Genomic DNA, 371 nt, shown 5'->3' with positions numbered 1-371 from the left:
CCTTCAGGATGATCGCCACGATGGTTGTCAGGAAGATGGCAACCAGACCCCAGGCCTTGGGCGTGAGTCCCTCTGGCACAGGCCACAGCAGCAGGGTGACCAACACCACCGTCGTGATCAGGGCGGGGCCGAGTCTAAAGGGGACTACGCTGTTGAAGTATTGGAACGCCGCTTTCAGTTTTGCAAGCATGGTGCGATCCTTCCCAGTCGTCTTTGCTTATGGTTTATATGACTTTTTCGGCAGAAGTGCCAGCGTGACGCCGACGCCGCCAAGCTGAGTGGAAGCCGTCAGGATCTGACATCGAACGGATTTGTCCGAAGCGTGCAATGCCCCTACCGGTGGCGCACGCTGTCGGTGGCCTCCTTGACGA

1 protein-coding gene is annotated in these 371 nt (G+C 58.2%); it reads right to left on the bottom strand.

Annotation, left to right across the window (positions count from 1 at the left end):
- Nucleotides 1-190: anion permease (locus AC1DBN_RS21590; protein ID WP_477724214.1), on the bottom strand; the 190-nt coding region annotated here is incomplete at its 3' end.
- Nucleotides 191-371 lie beyond the last annotated feature (181 nt).

Source organism: Pseudarthrobacter sp. 10T415, from assembly GCF_056394175.1.
Note: the sequence above shows the minus strand (reverse complement) of the source record. Positions and strands in the feature narration are given on the sequence as shown.